This window comes from Rhodoblastus sp., assembly GCF_019449565.1.
GTDB lineage: Bacteria > Pseudomonadota > Alphaproteobacteria > Rhizobiales > Beijerinckiaceae > Rhodoblastus.
On the sequence record NZ_JAGRPM010000024.1, the window covers coordinates 16,574 to 30,941 of the forward strand.

18 protein-coding genes and 1 pseudogene are annotated in these 14,368 nt (G+C 65.1%); 9 read left to right on the top strand and 10 right to left on the bottom strand.

Annotation, left to right across the window (positions count from 1 at the left end):
- Window positions 1-7: 7 nt before the first annotated feature.
- On the bottom strand, window positions 8-571 hold the full coding sequence (locus tag QZ409_RS05335; protein ID WP_296707570.1) for a hypothetical protein: 564 nt from the start codon (window positions 569-571) through the stop codon (window positions 8-10).
- Between the two features lie 203 nt (window positions 572-774).
- Between QZ409_RS05335 and QZ409_RS05340 the strand changes: the two genes are divergently transcribed.
- The 3 genes from QZ409_RS05340 (at window position 775) to QZ409_RS05350 (ending at window position 2,695) form a co-directional block, all read left to right on the top strand.
- Window positions 775-1,371 carry a hypothetical protein gene (locus QZ409_RS05340; protein WP_296707572.1) on the top strand — a complete coding sequence of 199 codons (597 nt, stop codon included), beginning with the start codon at window positions 775-777 and terminating at the stop codon, window positions 1,369-1,371.
- A 140-nt stretch (window positions 1,372-1,511) separates the two neighbouring features.
- Window positions 1,512-2,090 carry a DUF1214 domain-containing protein gene (locus tag QZ409_RS05345; protein WP_296707573.1) on the top strand — a complete coding sequence of 193 codons (579 nt, stop codon included), beginning with the start codon at window positions 1,512-1,514 and terminating at the stop codon, window positions 2,088-2,090.
- Window positions 2,087-2,695 carry a hypothetical protein gene (locus QZ409_RS05350; RefSeq protein ID WP_296707574.1) on the top strand — a complete coding sequence of 203 codons (609 nt, stop codon included), beginning with the start codon at window positions 2,087-2,089 and terminating at the stop codon, window positions 2,693-2,695. The genes QZ409_RS05345 and QZ409_RS05350 overlap by 4 nt, the downstream gene beginning before the upstream one ends.
- A gap of 29 nt (window positions 2,696-2,724) precedes the next feature.
- On the opposite strand, the gene QZ409_RS05355 is transcribed toward QZ409_RS05350, so the two are convergent.
- On the bottom strand, window positions 2,725-2,916 hold the full coding sequence (locus tag QZ409_RS05355) for a hypothetical protein (RefSeq protein WP_296707575.1): 192 nt from the start codon (window positions 2,914-2,916) through the stop codon (window positions 2,725-2,727).
- 185 nt (window positions 2,917-3,101) lie between these two features.
- Between QZ409_RS05355 and QZ409_RS05360 the strand changes: the two genes are divergently transcribed.
- Window positions 3,102-4,217, top strand: coding sequence for a DUF2336 domain-containing protein (locus QZ409_RS05360; RefSeq protein WP_296707576.1), 1,116 nt, complete (start codon window positions 3,102-3,104; stop codon window positions 4,215-4,217).
- A gap of 12 nt (window positions 4,218-4,229) precedes the next feature.
- Here the strand turns inward: QZ409_RS05360 and QZ409_RS05365 are convergent, their stop codons facing one another.
- A complete protein-coding gene (locus QZ409_RS05365; protein WP_296707578.1) occupies window positions 4,230-4,565 on the bottom strand; it encodes a DUF1491 family protein in 336 nt (111 codons plus the stop codon).
- Between the two features lie 278 nt (window positions 4,566-4,843).
- On the opposite strand from QZ409_RS05365, the gene QZ409_RS05370 reads away from it, so the two are divergent.
- Together QZ409_RS05370 and QZ409_RS05375 are read left to right on the top strand one after the other, a co-directional pair.
- Window positions 4,844-5,107, top strand: coding sequence for a hypothetical protein (locus QZ409_RS05370; RefSeq protein ID WP_296707579.1), 264 nt, complete (start codon window positions 4,844-4,846; stop codon window positions 5,105-5,107).
- 97 nt (window positions 5,108-5,204) lie between these two features.
- Window positions 5,205-5,396, top strand: a complete 192-nt coding sequence (locus QZ409_RS05375) for a CsbD family protein (RefSeq protein WP_296707581.1) — start codon at window positions 5,205-5,207, stop codon at window positions 5,394-5,396.
- A 101-nt stretch (window positions 5,397-5,497) separates the two neighbouring features.
- On the opposite strand, the gene QZ409_RS05380 is transcribed toward QZ409_RS05375, so the two are convergent.
- Complete coding sequence (locus tag QZ409_RS05380; protein WP_296707585.1) at window positions 5,498-5,689, bottom strand: Thivi_2564 family membrane protein; 192 nt, start codon at window positions 5,687-5,689, stop codon at window positions 5,498-5,500.
- Between the two features lie 74 nt (window positions 5,690-5,763).
- Window positions 5,764-5,919 (bottom strand): DUF3309 family protein, encoded by a 156-nt coding sequence (locus QZ409_RS05385; RefSeq protein WP_296707588.1) that lies wholly within the window; start codon window positions 5,917-5,919, stop codon window positions 5,764-5,766.
- Window positions 5,920-6,339: 420 nt separating this feature from the next.
- On the opposite strand from QZ409_RS05385, the gene QZ409_RS05390 reads away from it, so the two are divergent.
- Both QZ409_RS05390 and QZ409_RS05395 read left to right on the top strand, forming a co-directional pair.
- The gene (locus QZ409_RS05390) at window positions 6,340-6,870 is read left to right on the top strand and encodes a Spy/CpxP family protein refolding chaperone (RefSeq protein ID WP_296707590.1); all 531 of its coding nucleotides are present in this window, start codon (window positions 6,340-6,342) and stop codon (window positions 6,868-6,870) included.
- 109 nt (window positions 6,871-6,979) lie between these two features.
- On the top strand, window positions 6,980-7,675 hold the full coding sequence (locus QZ409_RS05395; RefSeq protein ID WP_296707593.1) for a VIT family protein: 696 nt from the start codon (window positions 6,980-6,982) through the stop codon (window positions 7,673-7,675).
- Between the two features lie 99 nt (window positions 7,676-7,774).
- On the opposite strand, the pseudogene QZ409_RS05400 reads toward QZ409_RS05395, so the two are convergent.
- The 5 genes and pseudogenes from QZ409_RS05400 to QZ409_RS05420 all read right to left on the bottom strand — a co-directional run.
- Window positions 7,775-8,008 (bottom strand): annotated as a pseudogene (locus tag QZ409_RS05400) (DUF4167 domain-containing protein); the annotation flags it as partial.
- Between the two features lie 17 nt (window positions 8,009-8,025).
- Window positions 8,026-8,376 (bottom strand): hypothetical protein, encoded by a 351-nt coding sequence (locus QZ409_RS05405; RefSeq protein WP_296707594.1) that lies wholly within the window; start codon window positions 8,374-8,376, stop codon window positions 8,026-8,028.
- A 117-nt stretch (window positions 8,377-8,493) separates the two neighbouring features.
- Complete coding sequence (locus tag QZ409_RS05410; RefSeq protein WP_296707596.1) at window positions 8,494-8,889, bottom strand: translational machinery protein; 396 nt, start codon at window positions 8,887-8,889, stop codon at window positions 8,494-8,496.
- Between the two features lie 220 nt (window positions 8,890-9,109).
- A complete protein-coding gene (locus tag QZ409_RS05415) occupies window positions 9,110-9,334 on the bottom strand; it encodes a hypothetical protein (protein ID WP_296707598.1) in 225 nt (74 codons plus the stop codon).
- Between the two features lie 121 nt (window positions 9,335-9,455).
- Window positions 9,456-9,818 (bottom strand): response regulator, encoded by a 363-nt coding sequence (locus QZ409_RS05420; RefSeq protein ID WP_296707601.1) that lies wholly within the window; start codon window positions 9,816-9,818, stop codon window positions 9,456-9,458.
- Window positions 9,819-10,004: 186 nt separating this feature from the next.
- Between QZ409_RS05420 and QZ409_RS05425 the strand changes: the two genes are divergently transcribed.
- On the top strand, window positions 10,005-14,357 hold the full coding sequence (locus tag QZ409_RS05425) for a chemotaxis protein CheB (protein WP_296707604.1): 4,353 nt from the start codon (window positions 10,005-10,007) through the stop codon (window positions 14,355-14,357).
- Window positions 14,358-14,368 lie beyond the last annotated feature (11 nt).

Genomic DNA, 14,368 nt, shown 5'->3' on the forward strand with positions numbered 1-14,368 from the left:
TGTCCTTTCAGTGCGCGTTCAATCCGCTGACGACCTGGCCGGTCGCGGCGTTCATATATACATGGATCAGCGCGCCGTCGCTGCGCAGCAGGCTGATGTCATAGATATCCAGATCGTTCCATCGGCATAATTTCCCGGCCAGCGCCTCGGACTGCGTCATGGCGGAGGCCTTGCGCATCAAGGCGAACGGCTCGCGGAGGCCGGCGCTGGCCACGCGCTCGCGCGTTTCGGCGGGGGAATAGCATTTCCGGGGACCGAATGGCGGCGCGCCGGGGGGAGGCGCGCCAAGCGGCTCGCCCGGAGGAGCGTTTGGCGGGCCAAGCGGTTGGCCATGCGGCGGCCCCGCATGCATGCCGGGGCGTTCGTCCGGGTAATCGTCAGGCAGCGGTTCGACGTCATAGGCGGGCGGGCCGTCATAGCGCGGACCGGAGAAACCCTGACCCCAGAATCGCGGGCCGCCGAAACGCCAGCCGCCGAAGCGAAAGCCATCCGCCCAAGCGGCGTTGACGCCGAGGGTAAGGAGCAGCCCGCAAAGGCAGAAGATCGCAGCCAGCGCGCGGATTTTGGCCATGCGGCAGATTGACCGGGCGAGTCTGAATATGGCGTGAACCGCCGCGCCGCCGGATTTTCCTGCGGCGTCGCCGCCGCAAACATCAGAAGGCCGGAAAGCTGTCGCGGTTTAGCCGCAATGGCTTCGTTGAATGGTCCTGCCTGATGTCAAAAGCGCGCCGGCATTTTGCGCCGGCGCCGGCACAGGCCGACGGGGTTCCGCGCATGAATTGCATTTCCAGTGATCAAGTTTCTCCGCCGCCCGGCCGCGTAAAGATCGCCGCCGTATTCGCCGCCGGCGCCATCGCGCTGCTGGCGCTGGACGCCGGGCTTGAATTGCGGCCCGCTCTCGCGCCCACGCAAATCGCGGTCACGCGCGCCTTCGCGCCGCAAGTAAAGGCGCAAGAAAAGGCGACGGAAACGTCCGGCGTGCGGAGCTTCGCCTATTATCCGGAACAGCTGGCCGTGCTGACGAGCTTGTCGAACTTCACGCCGGGTCCCGAGTCCAGGGTTGCCGATCCGCTTGCCGATCCCTCCGCCAGCGCCGCGCATCCGTCGGCGCCCGCCACAGACGCGAAGCCGGCCCGCCGCACGGAAGCGCCCGCCAAATCCGCGTCGCCGCTCGCTGGCCGCGCGCCCGCCCCTTTGGCTGCGACCATTGCCTCTGAGCCTGCGGCTGATCGTTCCGTGAGGCTCTTCGGCGTTACAATTCCCGGCGCGGCGGAAATTGGCGACCGCGTCGCCGCCGTGCGGGAAAACGCCGGCCGCTGGAGCGAATCAGCCTGGGGCCTCGGCGGCAAGATCGCCGGCGTTTGGCGCTGAGCCGAGGGCCCGCGCCCGCCTCATCGGTCGCAGACAACTTGCCAGACAATCCGGCTTTATGCCACCAATGCGCCCTTCGCACAGCGTGAGCGGCGCATTTTTCGCCCGGCGCAATCGCGCGCCGGGGCAGAGGTGGGGTCTTGAACGGTTTAAGAGCATTGCCCTTCGCCGCGATCGCCGCGCTGGCCCTCGGCATGGCGGCGACATTGGCGGCCTTGCAAGGCGACCCGCCTTTCGGCGCCGTCGAGATGGGGCCCTGGAGGACCTGGCCGCGCGTCGGCGATTCCGAAATCGACCCCTACGCCCGCGCTGTTCTCGCCGCGAGCGGCGCTTTGCCGCTCGGCTCCGGCGAAGGGCTCGCCTTCGTCGCAAAGACCGACGACTTTGACGCGGCGTTGGACGCGCGCTGCGATTATCGCATTTCCGGCGGCGCTCCTTCGGCGCGGTTCTGGACTCTTGCCGCCTATGACGTCGACGGCGACCTGCGGCCGAACGCCGCCAATCGCTATGGCCTCACTTCGACCGCGCTGCTGCGCGAGTCGGGGGGCGGCTTCGTCATCGACGCATCGCGCGACGCGCAGCCGGGCAATTGGCTTCCGCTCGGCGAAAAGAGCCGCTTCATCCTCGTCCTGCGCGCCTATCAACTGACGAGCAGCGCCGTCGCCGGCGCGCTGGACGGCCTTGTCCTTCCCAAGATTACGCGAGAAGGCTGCTCATGAGCCCGCGCCTTTCCGCGGCCGACCGCGCCATCGGCCTCATCCCCTGGATTCTCGCGGCGCTGCTCGGGGCCATCGCCCTTCATTTGCTGGCGGTGCTGTCGCTGCCGGCGCTCGCGCCGAGCGCCCCGTTCCGCAAGCTCGCACTGCCTCTCGCGCCCGGCGAAAGGGCGCTCCTGCCGCGCGCCGCCGCTTCCTCCGGCGGGTCGACCTTCGCCGACCCCTTCGCGGCGCTGGCGGTTTGTCGATTCGATCTCGCCCAGGGTCCATTCCGCGTGCGGGCCTCAACCGATGGCGATCGCCCCGCCTCCATTTCGGTCAGGCTCGCGGACGGCACGATCATCTATTCCGCCAATGACAAGCAGACGCCGAACGGGAAGTTCAATGTCCTCGTGGTGACTCAGGCGCAGTCCGACGCGATGGATTCGACGCAGGACAACGCCGACGAGACGCGGGCGGCCGGCGAAGACGATGAATTGCGGCTGGTTTCTCCCGGCGCGAGAGGCTTCGTCCTGTTCAGAACGCTCGGCCTGCGCGAAGGCGATTATGAAGCGGCGGCGGCGGCGCGCGGCGGCTTCGCATGTGCAACGGAAAAGACCGCGCCCTGACATGGCCCGCCAGAATGCCGCTCGGCGGCTCAGGCGCGCTTGCGGCGGCGCTGGCGGCGCGGCGCGGTTCCCGCGGGAGCGCGGCTTTGCGGCCCGCTCGTCCCATCGTCATGGCGCTCGTAGCGAACGCCCGTGAAGAACAGGATCTCCGCTGGCCCTTGCGGAGCGACCGCTGCGGCGCGCGGCCTCGATTCAATGCGGAATGGCAGGATCTCGCCCATGGCTCTCGCCCTCGCCCGGCGGCCCCGAATCGTTCGGGCGCCCAACCGTGAAAAATGAAATAGCGCATTTGTTAAAATTTTGGACATCCGATGTCCTGCCCTCATTAATCCTTTGCGATGGTTAATGATGTGTCAATAAAGCTTGGCTAGGGTCTGTTTATCCGAACTTTTTCCGGGCCCTTGTCATGCCGACCGACATTTACGCCCGCCTGCGCGATCTCGCGGCCTCGGCGGAAGCCAAACCGAGCGAAATGCGTCCGGTTCTTCTGCGCGTCACCACCGATCTCTTCGCCTTGCAGCCCCAGCATTCGCCTGAGGAAATCCGGCTCTATGAAGAAATGGCGGGCCGGCTGATCGACACCGCCGACGAGGCCACCCTCGCCCAGGTCGCCCGCAAACTGGCGCGCTGCGCGGATTCGCCGGCCTCCCTTCTCGCCCGGATCAAGGCGCGCGGCGGCGAGGCCGCGCGTGAAATCTTTCTCGCCGACCCGCAGGTCGAATGGCGCGAACTGCGCCATGTCGCCGCGAGCGGCCCCTGCGACCAGGCCAGCGCGGTGGCGGCGCGCAGCGATCTCGACCGCGAGATTGTCCGCTTGCTCGCCGCGCGCCCCGAACGCGAGATCGCGCGCGCACTCGCCGGCAATTCGCTCGCCCCGCTCACCAACGAGAGCCTGCGCCTGCTCGCCCAGCGCGGACGCGACGATCCCGCGCTCGCGCGCGCCCTGCTCGACCGTTGCGCGCTCACGCTCGACTGCCTGCCGCTCTATCTTTCGGCGAAAGCAAGCGAGCGAGCGAAACTCCTCACCCTCGCGCTCGAAGCCGGGCTTGGCCAGATCGGCCGGTCCGTCGGCGAAAGTCTGGATGAAGAGACGACTGCGCGCATCGAGTCGGCGGCGCTGCGTCAGAAACGCGCGACATTCGCCCTGTTGCTCGCCGACCTGCTCACATGCGATTCGCTCTGCGCGCGGCGCATCGTGGCAGATGAGAGCGGCGACGCGCTGACCCTGGCTTTCATCGCCATCGGCCTGCCGCAGGAAGCCGCCGCGCGCATTTTCCTGATCGCCTTTCCCAGGGTCGCCCTGTCGTCGGAACTGTTCGGCCGGAACATGAACCTGTATCGCTTGCCGCGCCGCATCGCGTCGCGGATCGTCGAGGCGGTGACTGGCGCCCAGCGCATCGAAGGCCCGCGTCTCGCGCGCGCGATTTCGAACAGTCCGGCGTCCGCCGCCCCGCAGGCGCAAACCGCAGCGCGCGGCGCCTCCGCGCCACAGCGCGACCTCAGGAAGAATGGCGCCGCCTGACGACTGAGCGCGTCAGACCAGATCCAGCGTCACGCGGCCCGCGCGATCCTCGACTTCGACGATCCAAAGATCCGGATCGAAGCTGGTTTCCCTTGCGAGCTTCGTTTCGATGTCGACGCTGGCGATCCATTCGTCGCTGTGGGCCCGCGAAAACAGCCGCGCGATATCCTCGCGCGTCTCGCTCTGCGGCGCGGGCGCGAACAGTGCGGCCGTTCCGTCGAGGCGGTCGATCTTGACGAAAATGGCGCCGGCTTCCGCCGCGCCGCGCCGACGCAGGAAGACCGGGACATTCTCGGAGGCGCAACGGCGCAAAAAGGCCGCGACCCAGATATCGGTGCGTAGGCGCATCAGCGCATCATAGCGGCCAACGCGCGGCGCGCCAGTATCGATGTGATCTCGACCGTTCCGTCATGGGTCGCCTGCGTAGTTTCCGAGGCTGCCGCCGGATGTGATCTGGCGCAAAGCTGACCCCTCAACGCACGGAGCGCGGCGCATCAAAATCGATGCGGCCGCGCCCGGGCGGTTGGCCTAAGGCGCGATGCGATTTCGACCTTCCGCGCGGTTTGAGCGTTTCGCATGCAATGGAAATTGCGCTCGCAGGCGAGCGCCGATGACGGAGATTCTGAATGAAACTTTTGTTGAGCGGCGCGCTGGTCGCGCTTGGTCTGACATTGGCCCAGCCTGCCAGCGCCATGCCTCTCGCGCCCGCCGCCGGCGTGACGACGGGGCAATCGGACCCGTTGATCACGCAGGTTCAGGGCTATTACGGCCACCAGGGCGGGCGTGGCGGATGGGGGCGCGGCCACCATTACGGCTGGGGGCGCGGTCACGGTCATGGCTATGGCCACGGGCGCGGCTATGGACACGGCTATGGACGTGGCCGCTACTGAAAGCGCCTCACGAAAACGACCTAAATTGGACCCGCGAGAACCAACCTGGAGGGCGAAGCGCGGGAATGCTTCGCCTTCATCACCGAGGACATCAATCGTGAGCAGCATTGGCGACAAAGTTAAAGGCGCGGCCAATCAGGTCGCTGGCGCCGTCAAACAGGCGGCGGGACACGCCGTTGGAAACCCGGACCTTGAAGTTGAAGGCGCCGCGCAGAAGCTCAAGGGCAAGACGCAAGAGGCCATTGGCGAGGGCAAGGACGCTATCAAGAAGATCGTCGACAAGGCCTGACAGGGCCTCGAGTCAGTCATAAAAAAAGGCGGCCAATTCGTGGCCGCCTTTTTACGATCTCGCGATCGTCCAATTTCATTTCAGACAATTTGGAAGTCCGGTCATTTTCCGACGCGAATGGTGCTCAATGATCCGAGCACGCCGAAAGCCTGTAACAGCCAAAGCACGACGCAGATGACCACGACGGCGTTGAGGATGCTTTTGATCTTTCCATCCATGGGCAGGTAATTGTTGACGAGCCAAAGCAGCACGCCAACGACGATCAGAACGATGACGACGTTAATGAGGGGCATGGGGAGTCTCCTGATAAGCAGAATTTTACGAGCGGCGCCGCGCGACGCATCGCATGCGAGCCGCTCGTCCAGGCCTAGATTCGTCCCATCAGCAGCAGGACGACCACGATGATCAGCAGGAGACCAATGCCGCCACTGGGGTAGTAGCCCCAACTGGCGCTGTGCGGCCATGACGGCAATGCGCCGACAAGAAACAGCACCAAGATAATGAGCAGGATTGTGCCTAGCATGGGAATACTCCTTAACGGGCGAACTGCGGCAGGTTTCGGAAAAGCCGCCGCTGACGCGACATGAACGTCGCGCCTTTTCGCCGGGGACACGCCTCGTGGCGAAATGCCCTGCGCCCGTTCGTCTAGCGACTTTACCTCGACGGCAAGCTGAGCCGACAGAATCGGAAAATACTTACGCCTGAAAGCCCCCCAAAGTTCCGGGACGGACGCGGGTGGGGCGGAAAAACAAATTGCATCGCCACGCCCCGGGCCGGCCGCCGCTGCCGCCGCTCAACAGGCGTTCAGGCCGGAAAGGCCGTGAGTATTTTCCGACGCTACCGCGCCGCCTTCGCCACCGGATATTTTTTGGCGTGAACCGGACGCGCCGCGCGTTCTTCGCGCGTCGCGGCCGCGTTTCATAAGAATTCAGGGGAGAATAGCGTGAGACATTTCTTGACCGCCGGCATCGCCGGCGTTGTGCTGCTTGGCGCAGCGGGCTTCAACGCTTCGCGCGCTCAGGCCCCCGAAAAATCTCCGCCCGCGCAAGCGGAGCCGATGATGAAATCCCAGCCCGGACAGGCCGAACCGACTGGTCCGGCGGACAACCAGATCGCCAATGACGTCGACGCCAGGATCGCCTTGCTCAAGGCCAGCTTGCGCCTCACTGTCGATCAGGAAAAGGATTGGCCGGGCTTGCAAACTGTCCTGCACGATTACGGAATCGGGCAGCTGAAGGCAGCCTTGGAAAACCCCGAGCGTCCCCGACGTCGCGACCGCGACGATCATGACCGCGCCGAACGCCCCAACGATATCGAGCTGTTGCGCAAAATGGCGGACGATCTCACGGCGCGGGGCGCATCCCTGAAGAAACTCGCGGACGCGGCCGAGCCCCTCTACGCCAGCCTCGACGACCGGCAGAAGCACGATCTGCTCCAGTTTCTGCGGACCGATTTCGAATTCCGCCGCCACTGAAAAAGTCTCGCCGCCATCAGGACAATTGTGCGAAATTGCGCCCCAAGGACAGGCTGAAGGACGACGTCAACGTCGCCCCCAAGCCATCAGGCGGCAAGGAATACCTAGCATGCGCGGAAAACACCGGGAACGCCATCGGACGGGGAATATTGGCTGGCTCCGGGCCGCCGTGCTGGGCGCCAATGACGGCCTGCTTTCGACCGCCAGCCTAGTGCTCGGCGTGGCTGCCGCGCACGGGACGCGCAGCGCGATCCTTATCGCCGGCGTCGCCGGTCTGGTCGCAGGCTCCATGTCGATGGCGGCGGGCGAATATGTTTCCGTTCATTCGCAGGCCGACGCCGAAAAGGCCGATCTCGCGCGCGAAAAGCTCGAACTCGAGACGAATGTCGCCGGCGAGCACCGCGAGCTGGCGGCGATCTATGTCGCGCGAGGTCTCGATCCCGCGCTCGCGAAAACGGTCGCCGCTCAGCTCATGGCCCATGACGCCCTCGGCGCCCATGCGCGCGACGAGCTGGGCATTTCCGAATCATTCATGGCGCGTCCGATCCAGGCGGCCTTCTCATCCGCCGGCGCCTTCGCAGCGGGGGCGGCGGCGCCGCTCGTGGTGACGGCGCTGGCGCCCGAATCTGAACTGATTCTGTTCGTCGCCACGACATCCCTGATCTTTCTTGCGGCGCTCGGAGCGCTTGCCGCGCGATCGGGCGGCGCGCCCGTCGGGCCAGGCGCGCTGCGCGTCACGTTCTGGGGCGCGCTGGCCATGGGGCTGACGACAGGCGTCGGCGCCCTGTTCGGCACAACGGTTTGATCCTTCGCGCCCCGAGTGGCGCTTGCATCGCCCAAGCAGCCGACAATGGGCTCATCAATAAAGCTCTCACGTTTGACTTGCTGGCTCCGGCCGCGGCGATTTGGCCGCGGCCACCAGCCGGAAATAATGCTCGGCGTGCTGGAGGTAATTCTCGGCGGCGACGCGATTATCGGCGATATAGGCGTCGCGCGCCAATTGGAGATATTTTTCCGCCACCTGCTGCGCGCCGCCACGGATCGTGACGTCCGGTCCATGCGACTCATATGCGCCCGCGCCGGATTCGCGACGGCTCGTCGAGCCCTCGCGAGATCGGTTATTCTGCTGTGGTTTCATTCTTGTTTCTGGCCTTTCTAGACTCGTCGGGAGAGGTTTCCGTCGACCACGCCATAGGCGCGGGAAACCTCATCTCCGAAAATTTGCTGGGCGCTTTGCTTGTTGGAATCGCCCTTGATCTCGACACGCGGGCACGCCTCGTTGGTGAAGCCGAATACCCCATGTCCGTCGACGACGATGATGTGCTCATCCCAGTCGATCCGGTCGTCGAAGCCGTAATGGCTGATATGGATCATGCTTTCCGTCACGGCGGCGCCCGTCCGCCCGAGACGTTCGACGATTAGCCGGACCAGATGCTCGCGATTTTCGACCTCCAGGGTCGTGGACAGGCTGTCTTCGATTGTTGGCCTGTTTTCCCTCATTTTCATGGTCTGAATCCTTTTGTCGTCGTCATCCGCCGGCCCTGCCACGCCAGCGGGCGCGCCTGGATTGAGCAGGCCGAATGGCCTGGGCGCATCAGTCGAAAATTCGCGCCGGGAGCGCGGTCATTTCTGGGCGCTCATCAGATCGGCCGCCTTGAAATAGCTTCGCGCGTGAGCGAGGAGAACGCCGTCGGCCGGATGGTCGACAGTCTCGACGCCGGCAATATGGGCCATCATCGTCGGAGCGTGGCGGGCGATATATTTGACGAGCGCCGTCTTGGCCACGCCGGGCCCCGCGATCAGGATCGCCTTCGATCCGCCGATGGCGTCGACGACGGCTGAAAGAAAGGCCTTGTCCTCGGGCGCATGGCCATTGCCGATGGCATTCGCTTTGTGATGGACATGAACATGTGGATCATTGGGCCTCACAGTCAGAGAGTCTACCTCATCGGCGGTGAAATGGAAAATGCGCGCTTCATGATGGTCGATCCAGACGACGCTGTGGTTATGTCCGGTCATGTCCAGGCTCCTCTCGTGCAGGGTCCGGCAAAGGGCGGCGGGCATGGGCGCGCCTCCCAGATCGTCGACTGTTCAGCCATGACCGTGATGCTGGCGGTGATGACGTTAGGCCTTGTTATTCGGCCAAGAATTTTGCGCTTTGAGAGAGCCCGCGCCATTGCTGGCGCAGGCTTGCCGACGTGTCGCGAGCGGCTCACGCGCGCCGTGACCCTTGGTTTAATCAGCCCATCAAAATGCGGGCATTGGCGCGCGGCGGCTCTCGATAGGCGGAGAACCTGACGTCGATGGAGAGGGGCGCCGACTCGTGTTGGCGCGCGATGTCGTCAACCCGGCCGGCGATGTCCCCGAGCGTTGGGTGATCTCGAAGGTCGACCAAAAAGGACGTATCGGCAAAGACGATTCTCAGGAGCGGTTCGCCCGCCATCGCATCATGATGTAAACGCATGGTCTTCTCCCGGGTTCCTCAATTAACGCGCGCTTGCGGCCCTATAGATCGCGGCGGCGGCCGCGCCGGCAGCATCGGAATTTACCCATAGGCGCGCGCTGATCGAGAGGGCCGCTCGCGTTCAGGACGCCTCGGCCGCGAGCGCCGACTTGATCGCGACCAACAGATCAAATTCGAAATAGGGCTTTTGCAGCAGGGTCGCCTCTGGCTTGAGCCGTCTGACTTTGGAGACGTCGCCGCTGACGAAGATATGTGGAATGCGAAATTCGCGTTCGATCGCGTCGACGGCGCCAATTCCGCTGCCCTCCTGCAATTGCGCATCGACGATCATCAGGTCGGGCCGGAGGCGGCGCGCCGAAGCCACGCTGCCCCTCTCGCCGGTTTCGATGCCGCAGACTTCGTGACCGATGGCTTCGATCATTTCGGCGAGCAGGTCGGCGATGAGCCAGTTGTCTTCCACGATCAATACGCGGAGCTTGTTCATGGGCGATTCCATCGAATGCCGCGCTTTGCTGCGCGCCCTATCCGCAACATAGGCTCCCTCACTCGACTCGGCGAAGAGTCGGAAACTACTCATGCGTCCCGCGACAAAAAACCGCCTTCGGCGATGAATTAAGTGATAGCATCGAGGCGCCCTGGCTACGCAGGCGATCTTCCCGGAAGGCTTCGCATGCGAAAAGTTCAACTGCGCCCCGTTATAGAAGCGGGTGCGCCCTCCCCCGCGCCGCTCCTGCCCGACCAGCCGCCGCCCGCGCCCGAGGCGGCTGCGTTTCCCGTCGTGGCGGTCGGCGCTTCCGCCGGCGGGCTGGACGCTTGCCGGATGGTGCTGGACGCGCTGCCTCCCGACCCCGACCTGACCATCATCCTGGTCCAGCACCTCGATCCCACCCATGCGAGCATGCTGGTCGAACTTCTGGCCGGGCACACCTCGATGAAAGTCTGCCAGGCGACGGAGGGCATGCCGGTCGAGCGCGGCCATCTCTATGTCATTCCGCCGGGCGCCTATCTCGCCGTCAAGGCGGGCGTCCTGCGCCTGACCCAGCCGCGTGAGCGTCACGGCGCGCGGCTGCCCTTCGATTTCCTGCTGCACGCCCTTGCCGAGGAGTTCGGCCCCCGCGCCGTCTGCGTCATTCTGTCCGGCACCGGCGCCGACGGCAGCGCAGGGCTGAAGGCGGTCAAGGAAAAAGGCGGCCTGGTCATCGCGCAGGACCCGGAACAAGCCGGATATGACGGCATGCCCCGCAGCGCGATCCTGACGGGGGCGGTGGATCTGGTGCTTTTGGCGGCGAAAATCCCGCAGGCGATCCTCAGCCCCGGCGAACGCGCGCGCGCGGCGGAAGCTCCGCCCGCGCCCGAGCCGGATTGGCTCGCCCGGATCATCGAGCTGCTTCGGACCAAGACCGCCCATGATTTCCGGCTGTACAAGCCGGGGACCTTGCAGCGGCGGATCGAGCGGCGCATGGCGATCGAAACCGACGACATGGGTCATTATCTGCAAATCCTGCGCGACGATCCCGTGAAACTCGACCTCCTGGCCAAGGATCTGCTCATCAACGTCACGCAATTTTTCCGCGATCCGAAGGCGTTCGACTTTCTCGCCAAGAACGTCATTCCCCCGATGGTGAGCGATCAGCCGGCGGGTCAGCCGCTGCGGATCTGGATCGTGGGATGCAGCACGGGAGAGGAAACCTATTCCCTCGCCATTCTGTTCCGCGAGGCGGTCGCGGCCGCCGGCAAGGCCGTCAAGCTTCAGATCTTCGCCTCGGATATCGACGCCGACGCCGTGACACAGGCCCGCGACGGGCTCTATCCGCTGTCGATCGCGTCCGACGTCGCGGCGGACCGGCTGGCCCGCTTTTTCGTCAAGGAGGAGCGCGGCTACAGAATCAACTCGGACCTGCGCGCGGACGTCGTCTTCACGGCGCAGGACGTGCTCGCCGACCCGCCATTTTCGCGCATCGATTTCCTGTCCTGCCGCAATCTTCTGATCTATCTGAGCCCGGAGGCGCAGGCAAAAGTCATCGCCCCGTTTCATTTCGCGCTGCGGCAGGGCGGCGTGCTGTTGCTGGGCGGCGCGGAAACGGTCGGCGACACTCACGGCCGCTTCACCACGATCTCCAGATCGGATCGCATCTACCGCCATGCCGCCCGCGGCCGTCCGGGGGAATTCGAATTCCCCGGCGGCCAGGGCCCCCGCGTCCCGGCGCGGCCGGGCCCGGGGTCGACGCCGACGCGCCAAAGCCGCCTGGCCGAACTTTGCCACAGCCTGGTGCTGGAAAATTACGCTCCCGCCGCCGTGCTGATCGATCGCAAGAACGAATGCCTTTTTTCGGTTGGCCCGACGGATCGCTATCTGACGGTCGCGCCGGGGCAGCCAACCCACGACCTGCTGCTCATGGCCCGCAAGGGTTTCGCCGCCAAGCTCAGATCAACAATCCAGCGAGCCTTTCAGGACAATGCGCCCATCACGACGCGCGGCTGCCGCATCGAGCGCGATGGCGAGACGCTCTGCTTCAGCCTGTCCGCCCGTCCGGTTTCAAGCGAAGGCGAGGAACTGGCCCTGATCTGCTTTCTCGACGAGGCGAAGCAGGAGCGCCGCAATGGCCGCGCCGTCGCGCCGGGAGAGGCTTCGCGAGCGGCCGAACTCGAGCAAGAGCTTGAGGCGACGCGAACCGAATTGCAGGGCGCCATCCGCAATCTGGAGATCGTCGGCGAAGAGCACAAGGCGATCAACCAGGAGGCCTTGTCCGTCAATGAGGAATTCCAGTCAGCCAATGAGGAGCTGCTGACTTCGAAGGAGGAATTGCAATCGCTCAACGAGGAGCTGACCGCTCTCAACAACCAGCTCCAGGAAACGCTGGACCGGCAGCGGACCACCTCCGACGATTTGCAGAATGTGCTTTACAGCACAGATGTCGCGACGATCTTTCTCGACGTGAATTTGAAGATCCGTCTGTTCACGCCAGCCGCCAAAACCCTGTTCAACCTCATTCCCGGCGATGTCGGGCGGCCTCTGGCGGACCTCGCCTCGCTTGCGGCCGACACCGCGCTGCTGCCCGACGCGCGCGCGGTGCTGGCGAAAAACGCGCCGGTCGAGCGCCAGATCGAGATGCGCGGCGCCACTTGGCACATGCGCCGCATCCTGCCGTACCGGACGCAGGACGGCGGCGTGGAAGGCGTGGTCATCACCTTCGCCGACATTACCGAGCGCAAGAGCGTCAACGACGCGCTCGAGGTCGCCAGGAAGCGGGCGGAAATGGCGGATGCGGCGAAGTCACGTTTTCTCGCCGCCGCCAGTCATGACCTGCGCCAGCCGCTGCAAACGCTGGCCCTGCTTCAAGGATTGCTGGCGCGCGCGGTGGAAGGCGAGCGGGAGCGCAAACTGGTCGCGCGGATCGGCGAAACGCTCGGCGCCATGACCGGCATGCTCAACGCCCTGCTCGACATCAACCAGATCGAGTCCGGGACGGTCCGTGCCGAGATCAGCGCCTTTCCGGTCAATGACGTACTCGGGAAGCTGCGCGACGAGCTGGCCTATCAGGCGGAGGCGAAAGGCCTCAAGCTGCGCATGGTTCCTTGCAGCCTGTCGATCTACAGCGACCCCCGCATTCTCGAACAGATGATCCGGAACCTGCTCTCGAACGCGCTCAAATATACCAAGCGCGGCAAGATTCTGCTCGGCTGCCGCCGCCGCGCCGGCGCGTTATCGATCGAGGTCTGGGACACCGGGATCGGCATCCCCGAGGCCGAGATCCACGCGATTTTCGAGGAATATCATCAGGTCGGCAATGAGGCCCGCGAGCGCAGCCTGGGTCTTGGCCTTGGCCTCGCCATCGTCCGGCGTCTTGGCAACCTGCTCGGCCATCGCGTGCGCGCGCGCTCCCGCCATGGCGACGGCTCGGTCTTCGCCATCGAGGTCGCGCTGTCCGAAGGCGCCTTAGCGGCCGGGTCCGGGGAGCGCCGCAAGAAGGCCGCGTCCACGAACGCGGCGCCGATCACACGCAAGGGCGCCATTCTGGTCATTGAGGACGATCCGCAATTGCGCGACTTGCTGGCGCAATTCCTCCGCGAAGAAGGTCATCGCGTCGCGCGCGCCTATGATGGCGGCGAGGCGATGCAGTTGATCGAGCGCGAGGATTTTCGGCCCGACGCGATCCTGGCGGATTTCAATCTGCCGAACGACATGAACGGCCTCGAAGTCACGGCCAAGGTGCGCGAAAGGCTTCATCGCGACGTGCCCGTCATCATCCTGACCGGCGACATCTCGACCAAGACCCTGAGCGCCATAGCGAGCGCCGATTGCGCGCAGCTCAACAAGCCGGTGAAACTGGACGACGTGACACAGGCCGTTCAACGCGCCCTTGCGCCGAGGGCTCAGCACGCACGGCCCAGCCCGCCGATAGACACGGCCGCGCCGCCGGGACCGCCTGTGATTTACGTCGTCGACGACCACGATTCCATTCGCGCCGCGCTGCGCAGCGTGCTTGAGGACGACGGCCGGACCGTCGAGGATTTCGCCAGCTGCGAGGCCTTTCTGGACGCCTATCGCCCGGGCCGCGAAGCCTGCCTGCTGATTGACGCCAACCTGCCCGGAATGAACGGGCTCGAATTGCTGCAGCGCCTCGCCAAAGACGGCCATCGCCTGCCGTCGGTAATGATCACCGGCGAAGCCGACGTCGCGATGGCGGTGGAGGCGATGAAGGCCGGCGCCTCAGACTTCCTCGAAAAGCCGGTGGGCCGCGACGAATTGCTCGCCTGCGTGGGGCGGGCGTTGGACCATTCGCAGGATGCAAGCAAGCTGACGGAATGGCGCGAGAGCGCCGCGCGCCATATGGCCGGGCTCACGCAGCGGCAAAAGCAGATCATGGAGATGGTTCTCGCCGGCTGCCCGAGCAAGAACATCGCGGCCGATCTCGGCATCAGCCAGCGCACCGTCGAAAATCATCGCGCCGCGATCATGAAGCGCACCGGCGTGAAGTCGCTTCCTGCGCTGGCGCGCCTCGCTATCGCCGCTACCGGCTGATCGCGGCCGTC